This is a genomic window from Bacillota bacterium, from assembly GCA_013314855.1.
Lineage (GTDB): Bacteria > Bacillota > Clostridia > Acetivibrionales > DUMC01 > Ch48.
In genome coordinates, this window is sequence record JABUEW010000126.1 from 1 (window position 1) to 11970 (window position 11970).

At 35.6% G+C, this 11970-nt stretch carries 7 protein-coding genes; all 7 read left to right on the plus strand.

All coding sequences use genetic code 11. The features are described from left to right. Window positions 1-316, plus strand: a 316-nt coding sequence (locus HPY74_16975) for a tetratricopeptide repeat protein (GenBank protein ID NSW92332.1), incomplete at its 5' end; no start/stop codon positions are given. 168 nt (window positions 317-484) lie between these two features. After that, a complete protein-coding gene (locus HPY74_16980; GenBank protein ID NSW92333.1) occupies window positions 485-1321 on the plus strand; it encodes an ABC transporter permease in 837 nt (278 codons plus the stop codon). Between the two features lie 13 nt (window positions 1322-1334). After that, window positions 1335-2636: an ABC transporter ATP-binding protein gene (locus HPY74_16985; GenBank protein NSW92334.1), complete on the plus strand. Its 1302-nt coding sequence runs from the start codon at window positions 1335-1337 to the stop codon at window positions 2634-2636. Between the two features lie 36 nt (window positions 2637-2672). Beyond that, window positions 2673-3362, plus strand: coding sequence for a methyltransferase domain-containing protein (locus tag HPY74_16990; GenBank protein NSW92335.1), 690 nt, complete (start codon window positions 2673-2675; stop codon window positions 3360-3362). 7 nt (window positions 3363-3369) lie between these two features. Next, window positions 3370-7710, plus strand: a complete 4341-nt coding sequence (locus tag HPY74_16995) for a glycosyltransferase (GenBank protein NSW92336.1) — start codon at window positions 3370-3372, stop codon at window positions 7708-7710. Continuing rightward, entirely contained in the window at window positions 7692-10382 is a 2691-nt protein-coding gene (locus tag HPY74_17000; GenBank protein ID NSW92337.1) for a glycosyltransferase, read from the plus strand. Before HPY74_16995 ends, HPY74_17000 begins: the two co-directional genes overlap by 19 nt. Then, a complete protein-coding gene (locus tag HPY74_17005; GenBank protein ID NSW92338.1) occupies window positions 10364-11533 on the plus strand; it encodes a glycosyltransferase in 1170 nt (389 codons plus the stop codon). Before HPY74_17000 ends, HPY74_17005 begins: the two co-directional genes overlap by 19 nt. The last annotated feature ends 437 nt before the right edge of the window (window positions 11534-11970 follow it).

Below are 11970 nucleotides of genomic sequence, written 5' to 3' on the forward strand. Positions count from 1 at the left end.
TAAAATGGCCGCGCTGAATGATACGGAGAAAAAGCTATGGAACGTGGCCCCGCTGATGGAGCCCACACCGGCAGTGAAACTCAACGTGGGGGCATCGCAGTACCTGCTGGGCCGCTGGGCCGGGGCCAGCGACAACCTCCAGGCCGCCCTGTCCGACGAAAAGACCAAAGGCGAGGCTTTCCTGTGGCTGGCCGTCCTGCGCGACAAGCAGGGCCGGCCCCAAGAGGCGCAAGAGTATCTGGCCCAGGCGCAGAACCTGGTGCCTGAATTGGCCAAGGGGTATGAGGAGTTGCGGAAGTTAGAGGTTCTGCGGTAAGGGACAACTTAATATTTTAACTTAACTTTCGTAGGATAAAATTTGAGTTAAAAATTCATTTTTCTTTGATGAGCTGGGGTTATTGTTTTTGAAAGGTATAAATATCTTTTTTATTGTTAGTAAAGATTAAAATATAAATAGTATTATTGAACAAGGTGAACTTAAGTGGTGTGTGTTAATAAAGAAACACTAAGATTTTTAAATCCTATAAATATAATAATTACTTTATGGATTTACCGCGAATTAATTTGGCAATTCACGTTGCGAGAAGTACAAAACAGATATAAAGGTTCCTACCTTGGAATTATTTGGTCAATTATTAATCCATTATTAATGTTAGTTGTATATACTTTTGTCTTTGGTGTCGTATTTAAGGCTAAATGGGGATTACAAACAAGTGATAATAAAGCTGAATTTGCTTTAACACTTTTTTGTGGATTAATTGTATTTAATATTTTTAGTGAATGTATAACCAGAGCACCAGGCTTGGTGATCGCTAATCCTAATTATGTAAAAAAAGTAATATTTCCATTAGAAATATTACCTGTTTCTATTTTGGGTTCAGCCCTGATTCATGCGCTTATAAGTTTAATTATTCTTGAGATTGTTACTGTACTCTATCTTCATAAAATTAATTTGACAATTTTTATGTTTCCAATTATTATTATTCCAATTATTTTTTTTAGCTTGGGGTTAAGTTGGTTATTTTCATCATTAGGGGTATTTATAAGAGATTTAATACATGGGATTAGTTTTCTAACCCAAGTACTCTTTTTTATGACACCTGTTTTTTATCCAATTTCTGCAGTACCAGAAAGTTATCAACTTGCAATGAAATTAAATCCTTTAACTGTAATTGTGGAGGATTCTAGAAGTGTATTGATGTGGGGTCAGGAGCCGAATTGGATTTCCTGGGGAATTGTAACAATAGCTTCATTAATTATAATGCAATTAGGCTATTTATGGTTTATGAAAAGCAAAAAGGCTTTTGCAGATGTGATATAAGGCTGGAGGCAATATGAGTAATAACAACGAAATTGCAATTCGAGTAAGTAATATTGGGAAATGTTATAGAATTTATGAACATCCTAGCCAAAGATTAAAGCAGGCATTATTGTGTGGAAACAGAAAGTATTATAAAGAATTCTGGGCATTAAGGCACGTGTCTTTTGAAGTAAGAAAAGGTGAGATAGTGGGTATAATCGGAAAGAATGGCTCGGGGAAAAGTACTCTTTTACAGATTATTGCGGGTACATTAATGCCTACTGAGGGCGAAATTAAGGTTAACGGACGTATAGCGGCTTTACTTGAGTTAGGGAGTGGTTTTAATCCTGAATTTAGTGGAAGGGAAAATGTTTTTCTAAATGGAAGTATTATGGGAATTTCCCGTGAAGAAATGGAAAACAAATATGAAAATATAGTGGCCTTTGCTGATATCGGAGATTTTATTGATCAACCGGTTAAAACGTACTCGAGTGGAATGTTTGCGAGATTAGCTTTTGCGGTCAGTATTCATATGGATCCAGAAATACTAATTGTTGACGAAGTGCTTAGTGTAGGTGATCATTTCTTTCAGGCGAAGTGTATGAGTGCAATTAATCAACTCTGTGCTCGAGGTTGTACAATTCTTCTTGTCTCACATTCTCAGGCTACTATTAAAGCATTGTGTTCAAGGGCTGTGCTATTGCATAATGGAAAACTTGAGATGGTAGGTACAAGTGATAATGTTATAGATAGATATTATGCTCTTAATTTGGAAGAGAGGAGTAAACAGGAGCAATCCATCGGGATAATTAATTCAAGAAATGATATACAGAAAGATACTTTATTATATAATTATAATTCAATTTGTATGTTACCTTTCGAGCGTAGAATCACAGAAAGATTTGGGAATGGAAAAGCACGATATGTTGAGTGTGCGGTTTTTCAAGATGGCAAAGAAACTTCTTGTGTTGAGTTGGGTAAACCTTGTGTAATTCGTGTGTGGTTATATCATCTTGAGGATTGTGAGTTTCCTGGGGAAGTTGGAATTGTTGTTCGTACTCTAGAAGGAATTGATTTATTTGCAATAAATTCATTTTTTAATAATATGATTTATCCAGCTAAACAAGCTGGAACAATGTCCGTTATTGACTTTACTTTTCCAGTTCAATTAGGACCAGGAAAGTATTCAGTTTCGTTGGGATACAGAATGCCAGTTCAAGGAGAGTACGTAGATAAGGTATTTAATGCTGCTATTTTTGAAGTAATTAATACTAATTCCCGTGTTGTACCTCTGATTTTTGATGTACAGGGGCATATTTCTATAAAACATTGTTGATAGATTATCATCAAATTTTAAAAGGGGGATTTTTGCTTGTATAGTTACCTCCCTCATATAGATATAACTAAATTGTGGCAAATAATAGGCGCCAAATCGTGGAGAGATTTAGTAACGTATATAGAAAGTATTGATAAATCTTCTTATGAACGGTTGGGGTTTGATAGATTATTGACAATCGTACTGGATTGTACGAAAAGATTTGGATGTTGTAACGGGTTGAAAATACTTGATGTAGGATGTAATACAGGACTTTTTTCAATATCTTTGGCTGCGGTTGGGAATACAGTTACGGGTCTCGACAATTTTGCGATTGATATCCAAGAGCTATATGAGCAACTACAGTTTCCCGTTCTTAACCAAATTAATACAAGATTGAATCTGGTAAAGCAAGGGATTTTAGAGTTTTGTGATGTAGACACCAATGTATGGGATATTATCTTACTTCTATCAGTCGCTCATCATTGGGAATCAGGATATGCCAAAAGCGGAATTAATAAATATACTGAAACACAGATTAGTAAAGTATTAAATAAACTTTTCACTTCATTTAGAAAAGCAATATATTATGAATGTCCATTTGAAGAGCCAGGTTTCGCCTCTGGATATGGTTATCATATGCTTCGGAAGTATGTGAATAATTTTACAACATACAAATTATATGAAATAGGAACAACGATTGGGCCTAATGGATATCTTAGACAGTTATTAAGAATAGAAAGGTGATTACAGCATGCCACTGTACCTGCGGAATAATAACTCTATTGACAAGGCGACCCTACAATATCAACTTAGTGACATTAAGGTGAGTTTCTGTTCGGAAACTTGCTTATTAAGACATTTGCCAAATGATGCTATCTATGTTAGGAATGGTCAGACTCCCGGCACATGGTTGGCTGTATTATTGGAATCTACTTCCCAATTGATAATACCAATTCCAAGTGTAAATAGAACTGAAAAGCATGTTCTAGGACCACAAGACTATAATAATGCTCATAAAAGGTGGAGTAAGCTTGTTGGTCATAAATGTTCAAATATTATGTCTATAAATAAGATTTGTGAGTGTATGGCCCTAGTTACAATACAAGAGGGAATACCTCTGGTAGATGCAAATACTACACCACCATGGCAACGTTGGAGACTGAAGGAGCCTGATATTTTTTCACAGAATAAAGGGGTTGATTATGATTCTTGGGCTCAATGGATGGCTGGATTAGCTTCGGGCCTAGCTTTTCTCCATGGTAAAGGATTAGCGCATGGAGATCCATTTCCTTATAATGCCTTAATTTTAGACAAACATTCAGTTTGGGTTGATTTAGGGAATCTAAGTGAAGGGACATTTCAGATTGAAACTGATGTCTGGTGTTTCAGTGTATTTACGTTAATATATACTTTTTCTCTTTGCGCTGAGTGGAGCGAATCTTGTTTAGACGAAATTATAAAAATTTTAGCAGAAGATGAACCTAATCAAATGGCGGCTGCTATGCATCAAGTTTTATTAAAGCGGCGAACGGATGTTATCCCATCTCTTGATGGTATTGCTTTTTTTAATAATTTAAGAAGGGCTTGGGAGAAATATGAACCGCTAATGCGTAATGATAGCTTTGGGTCTACTGGTAGAAAAATGTTTCTAAGAGGCTTGAACTTATATTATGCTGATATGCTAAAATGGATAAAAAATTCTAAATATTTATCGGATCTTATTGAATGCGAAAGAGCAAGGCATTTTATGGTAGAATCAGAGCTTCGCCGATTAATGGTTCCTAAAGAGGAGGTAAATATTCTAAGAAATGAAAGGGATAATTTACTAGTTTCCGAGGCCATGCATAAACAAGCTGCTTTTGAACAAAAAATTGCTTATGAGAAACAAATAGAGGAATTAAACCAACGTTTAAGTGAATCTGAAAAAGAGTGGAAAAGCGAAAGGGATAAGTTGCTAATATCTGAGGCAATGTATAAACAAAAAGCTACTGAATATGAGAGACAAATAGATGACTTAAATCGGTGCTTATATGAATATGAAAACAAATTAAAAACTTTGGAAACAACAATAACGCAATACCAACAGGTTAATGATAAAAATATAACAATAATTAACGAATGTATTCAGCTGGCCGAACGGGTTAGTTCTGATCTTTCTCAACTATATATATCACGCTCTTATAAAATATTACGCTTTTTACGTTTATTAAAAGATGAATTACTCTCCGGTTCGTATTCCAGAATAATTGCTGTGTTAAAGAAATTATTTGTCTATCTTATGGGCAAACGAAATATTCTGACGGATTATTGGAAGACTGACTTAGTATACCATAATCTACAATTAATGCAAGATAACATTCTTAAATTAAAAATGGAAAAAAATCTTAGTCTACCACTTCTTCCAGAGATAGAAAATATTGTACCTGAAAATCGGCGTATCACCTTCCGAACAGATGGAATGAAAGGGAAAAAAGTGGCTTATTTTACAAACCAACTACTTGATTGGAATGATCAAAGGCCACGATACGGTGGGGGTGAGCGATACTGTCTAAATATTGCCCAATTATTGAGAGAGAACGGCTTTGAAGTAGATTTATACCAACTGGCGCCTAATAAGTTTCAAGGTGACTACCATGGATTCAGCGTACAAGCAATACCACATGGCGAGTTTTATTCAGAATTCAATCTTGGTGCGTCAAATTCATTTTATGATATCTCTCTTAATTATGATTATGTTATCTATAATATGCCTGAACTATCAGCAACTCGCATGAGACCCGACGCAATTATGATTTGCCATGGAATTTGGTTTGACCATGATAATTATCCAACGGCTAAGTTTAGGCGAAAAGAGTGGTTTAGATATCTTTATAATGCGTTTAAAAACCCACGAACTATTGTCAGCGTTGATACTAATTCTATCAACGTAATACGTTCTTTATGGCCTGAACTGGCTACTAAGATGACCTATATTCCAAATTTTGTTGATCATCGTCTCTTTTATCCGAGAGAAGATAAAGATAGTGTAAATGATTTACTAACTATTATTTTCCCTAGAAGAAGTCAAATTAATAGGGGTAGTCGTATATTGGGAGAAATATTAAAGCGTATTCATAGTAAGAATGTAAAAATATATTGGGTTGGCGAAGGTGATGAACAGGATACTAAATTAATTAAAGACCTTTGTATGTTTGATTCTCGATTACACTACGTTAGTGCTTCATTTGAAGAGATGCCTGATTGGTATCGTAAAGCTGACATTTGTGTTATTCCTACTATAGCTTGTGAAGGAACTAGCCTATCGTGTATTGAGGCATTGGCTTCCGGATGTGCTGTAATTGCTACTAATGTAGGTGGGCTTCCGGATATTATTCATGATGGTATTAATGGCCGATTAGTAGATCCTACACCACAAGCTATTGCTACTGCTATTAATGAACTTATAGAGAACACGGAAGAGAGAAAGCGTTTGCAACGAAATGGCGTTATTTCATCGCATGCTTTTTCCCTTGAACGATGGAAAACAGCATGGCTTGAAATACTTAAGCGAAATAATTGGATAACAGAACCAGTAAATTCTTTCGTGTCTACCGATATTCCCAACGACTGTGATAAGAATCGATGTAATGAAAAGAGATTTAAGACGGTAATAGTTACTCGAAATGCGTACCATGGAGGGGTGGAGACTTTAATAAAACTTGAAAGCTATGGCCTTAAAGCGCCAGTAATTGTAGCTGGTGGTCTTAATGATCCAGTAAAAACATGTCCATTTTCCTATACTTATGTATCGACGTATGAAGAACTGAGAGATCAGTTGCAACATTTTGATGTTGTACTTTATCATTGGCCTTTAGATTGGGCAGTTGAGGCAATAAAGGATTCAGGTCTGCCCTCAATAGAATTTGTTCATCGAATTGATACATCTGAATGTGATAAATCTGTACCTACGCTTGTTGTCACTCATTCTGAATATGTTGCAGAGTATCTTGAAGATAACTTTGATGTTGACGTTAGACTTGTTCCAAATTGTGTTGATATTGAACATTTCAAGCCTGGAGAACCTGTGGAAAAAAATGTTATTGGGGCAATAACAAGTTATTATGAGACTAAAGGTATAGATATTTTTCTGGAAGCGTGGGCTAAAATAGCAGAAAGATATCCTAACATTATTGTGCGTTTTTATGGTGCAGGTGACCAATTAGAAAGCTTGAAGCAAAAGGCCAGGCAGCTTAGATTAAATGTTGATTTTAGAGGGCCTTTAAGTGATCCGGCGTCTGCTTATAGGGAATATAAATTGTATATAACAGCAGCTCGGATAGAAGGTCTCCCTTTGGCTGTTCTTGAAGCACTTGCCAGTAATATTAGAGTTGTTGCCTCAGACATTCCAGGACATTCGGTTATTAACGAGATTGCAAGAAACAATGGGATGCCTGAACCATTGATCCTTTTTTCTTCAGAAAATGTTGATGATTTAGTAGAGAAAATTGAATATGCCTTAAATTTAGAAGAAGAACCGAACGTTAGAGAAGTTGTTCAAACCATTTTTTCTCCTCAAAAGCATGTTACTGAACTTAAAAACGTGATAAAGGAGGCTTATGAACTGGGAGCAAAACATCCGAAGATAGAGCTCAAGTGTTTAGAGGAAAGTGAAAATACAGGTGTTTTAGCTGAAAATGAATTGTCCGAGGGATTTTTCTTTATTTCTCAGGGATCTGATAATAATTGGATTGTTGAAGACAAGAGGAACTCAGTCAGCGATGAAATTATTTCTACTTACAGCAGATTTATTTGTTATAGGTATTACCCAAGTTCATCGGCAGACCGTATTTCGTGTTTAATTACTTGTGAATTTGATAATAGCGCGGATGTTTATGTTCAGTTTGATTGGTATGATCAACAGAATAAGCTACTTAAAATGGTTGGTTCAGGTAGGCGAGTTGATTTTGCTAACCAGCGGATGTACATTATGCAACAGATACCTCAAGAACTCAAAGGCAATTTAAATTACATTCGTGTAAACATTAGGCCTAATCCTGGTCAATTAGTAAAAATTCGGAAGATTAAAATTGCTAGTTGGAAAGAAATATGTTAGTAACAGGTAAACATACAAAAAATAATGCGTTTAATCCTATAACGTCTTTAGTTAATTTATTAAGAAACGTTTCTATTAAACTTGCCAAGGTGTGTTTGTATATGCTTCCATATAGTATTCAATGGAAACTTCGAGCATACCGTATAAAGTTGATGCAAAAAAGATATACCGATGTTAACTTGAAAGTTGTCCCCAAAATTATTTTAAATGAATGTTTAAATTCACGATTTGGAATAGGCATAAAAGGTCTTGTTAGCATTGTACTACCAGTGTATAATCAGGCGACTTTGTTAAGAGAGGCAATTTTGGGTGTATTATGGCAGACCTATGACAATTATGAGTTGATTATTGTTGATGATGGCTCAACTGATGGTGTTGAATTTGTTTTAAAACAATTTTTACAACATCCTAAGATCAAGATTATTAATCACAAAAAAAACAAGGGGTTACCACAAGCTTTAAACACAGGATTCTTGCATGCGAAAGGTGAATTTTTGACTTGGACATCAGCCGATAATATCATGTTACCACAGCACCTTGAGAGACATGTGCATTTTCTTCAGGAGCACCCTGATATTGCAATGGTTTATAGTGACTACATCGCAATTGATGATGTCGGAAATCCATTAAAAGACCACCGCTTTAGACCGCATAACCGAGAAAGTTGGGATTCCTCAATAATTCGCTTACCAAGATCAACTGAACAACTAAATATCGTGAAAGATAATTTTATAGGACCCTGTTTTATGTATAGAGCATGGGTCGCCAAGGTTATCGGCGCATACGATGAATTTTTAATGGGAGCTGAAGATTATGATTATTGGATGCGGATTAATAGTTTATTTAAAATAGCCCACCTTGGAACTGACGAACTCCTATATAAATATCGTGTCCACGATAATACTTTAAATGCAAAAGCTGAGGAACTAGGAATTTTTGAACGCGTTGATCGCCTTATGGATTTTGATAAACAACGTAGAGAGTTTTTTGAAAAACCATTTAATATTTATTTAGATGAAGTATCAAAAGAATGGTTGATAGATACTGATAAACCTTGGTTTAAAAATAATCAGGTATATTCAATCGACGATTTAAACAAAAACTTAGATGATTTTACAAAGCAGATTGTGATAATTTCTGAGCATTCTTTAGCTAGATTGAAAGACTTTTATCCGAAAAAAAATATATGTGTTGTCTTTATACTGAGTGCCGATGCATTTATTCCATACGAAGTAACTGATAGTGTTTGGGGGAAGATTGACATTTGCTTAGCCCGTGATGATAAAGGGTTTTTCCGTGCAAAGATATTCAAGGATGATGTATTTTTTGTTTCAAATTCAGAACAATCATTGAAGCTAATTTTAACAGCGTCAAATATCCGCCTTTTCTATAAACTCCACGATACAAGAAGAATAATAGAAAAAAACAATGGTTATAGAAATCTTCGCCTTTGGCAGTTTAGCGAAAGGAAATTAAAAGTAGTCTTACAGGTTGACCATTTTGATAAGGGGGGATTGGAAGGAGTTGTCTATAATCTGGCCCTATGTCTTCGAAATTTGAATGTTGAGCCACTAGTATGTGTTACCAACTATACTGGTGTTTACTCCAGAAGAGCTACTGAGACGGGAATTAAAGTTATTAATTTAAAAAATGATAGAGAGAAATACCGAAACATGTTAATCTCAGAAGACATTGATCTAGTTAATGCTCATTATTCAACATTTGGTTTAGATATTGCTTGCGAATTAGGAATTCCTGTTGTTCAAACAATACACAACAGTTATGCGTGGTTTGATCCTGAACAGGTTCAACACTATCGCCAATTGGATTCGTTAACCTCAAGATATATTTGTGTCTCTAAAAGTGTGGCTAAATATTCTGATATACGCTTGGGCTTATCAGTAAATCGTCTTTTTGTTGTTCCAAATGGACTTGATGTTAAAGAGCTAGCTAAACATGATTATAAGGAGCAGCGGGAAGAGATCCGCAGGGAATTAGGTGTTCAGGCAACAGATTTCCTGTTTTTGTGCACTTCTGCCTTTTTTGCTCATAAGATGCAGCATCAAATCGTCAGAGCTTTATCAAATATGATGACGCAATGTCCTAATGTTAAGGTGGCCTTTCTTGGAGCAGCCAATGATGAGAAGTATTATGAGTTAACAAAGCAGACAGTTGAAGGACTTGGTCTCCAAAATAATACACTTTTTCTTGGGTTCCAAGAGAATCCATATAGATTTTATTCAGCCGCAGATGCTTTCTTACTTCCATCGCTATGGGAGGGGTGGAGTCTAGCGTTAGCAGAAGCGCTTTACTTTGGTTTACCAACAATTGCAACAGATGTTGGCTCAGCAAAAGAATTAATTGATGAAAGTGGGTTTGGTATAGTGATTCCTGCTGTTGCAGAAGTTAGTGATATTTATTTTAATAATGTAGCCAGGATTATTTTGGGGGCAAATGGTGAGCATGAAAGTCTTTGTAAGAACCTCACTAATGCTATGATTGAAATGACAGAAAGAAAATATTCAGAAGAAGATCGGGAGAGAGCCAGAAAACTGATTGTACAAAAATATAATGCTGAACGAATGGCGAAACAATATTTAACTCATTTCGTCGACGTAGTAATAACTAGTAAGAAAACAAAAGGAGATAGAAATTGGATTCTCTATCTGTAATTTCGGTTGTCTATGGACAGTATTATGCTAATAATGGGTTTAGCGTACGTGTTAATCTAATACGTCGCTTATTGGAGATGACAACCGGGTCTCCAGGAGATTGGTTAATTTTTGATCCGAACATTGATAAGGAAGTAGTTAATAACCAAAAGGATTATTTAGAGGTCGGTGTTCCTAGAACAAGCTCAATAACAAATTTGTTACGAAATATTTATCAGCTTCGTTGGGGGACCTGGCCTGTAAATTTTACAAAATCTTACAACCTTATTTTAGTTCATTCATTTAATTCTTTATTTATAGCTTTGGCTTTGCGACAACGATGGAAGCTACCAATAATTCTTGACGTACATGGATTATGGCTAGAGGAAATTGTTCAAAAATTATGTTATGTTTTTGGTCTGAAGAAGAAAGTATTGTTAGCAATAGAGAGCACGATGCTTAAACAGGTTGATGGTCTAATTTTCGTGAGTCAAGCTTTACAAAAATGCATGATAGAAAGATATCCCTTCCTTAAGAAAAAACCTTCCGTGATTGTGCCATGCAGTGTTGATACGAAAAAATTTAAATTTGATCAAAAAGCTAGATCCCGTATACGTCAGAGTTTCGGATGGGAAGATAACATCATTATTGTACATTCAGGTATTATTGCCCCATGGGTGGATATTGAAGGGATCATTTATTTAATGAATTTATGCAAGCAGCATATTCCAACAGTAAGATTTTTATTTTTATCATCTGACTCGGAAAAATTAAACGCTTTATTTAGTGTACACAATTTACAATCGATTGCTAAAGTTTTGGAAGTGAACCATAATTATATGCCTAAGTACTTGTCAGCTGGGGATATCGGATTAGTTTGTAGGATAAGGAGTCCAATTAACCAGGTAGCATCACCAACTAAATTAGCGGAATACTTGGCGGTGGGTTTGCCTGTTTTGATGACTGCCGGTATTGGAGACTATGACGAATGGGTGATTACCAATAGGCTTGGCATTGTTATTAAGGATCTGAAAGAAATTTCGGCTCCTGATGTAAATATTCTTTTTAAACAACTTATAGATATAGAGCGCCTATCAATTAGTAATTGGGCTATTAAATATTTAGATTTTTCAAATTTTAAGAATAGTTTCAAAAGCATTTTAGTCTTGTGAGTTGAGTAATAGATTGTTTCTGAAAAATAAAACACTAAAAGAAATACGATTCTTCCCTTCCCTCCCCTCCCCCATAAATTGGGATTAGCTGTATCTAAATTAGATCGAGCAGCCGTCCTTGAGTAGAGTAGGTCCTGACATAACTCAGACTCAAGCATAAAAACAGGAGCAGTACAGACCTTGTGATGCCGGGTTGTTTCTTCCTCTTTCGGGCATATGTCTCCTCAAAAATAATTGAAATTTTATTGTTGTAAAATTAAAGTTAATGTAGAAGATAAAATAGGGGTGTTTCTATATACAACATATTAAGATTTTAACTCAACTTTCGCAGGGCGAAAGTTTGAGGCGACCCTTTAAGAACGAAGGCAAACAGGAAATAAAATTATTGACCAGTTCCTGCAAAGCACCATCTGTTATTGCAAGAAATTTTCTCAACG

Excerpts from the sequence above, each read along its gene's own strand:
- HPY74_16985 (NSW92334.1), top strand. The coding sequence starts at position 1,335 with ATGAGTAATAACAACGAAATTGCAATTCGAGTAAGTAATATTGGGAAA.
- HPY74_16995 (NSW92336.1), top strand. The coding sequence starts at position 3,370 with ATGCCACTGTACCTGCGGAATAATAACTCTATTGACAAGGCGACCCTA.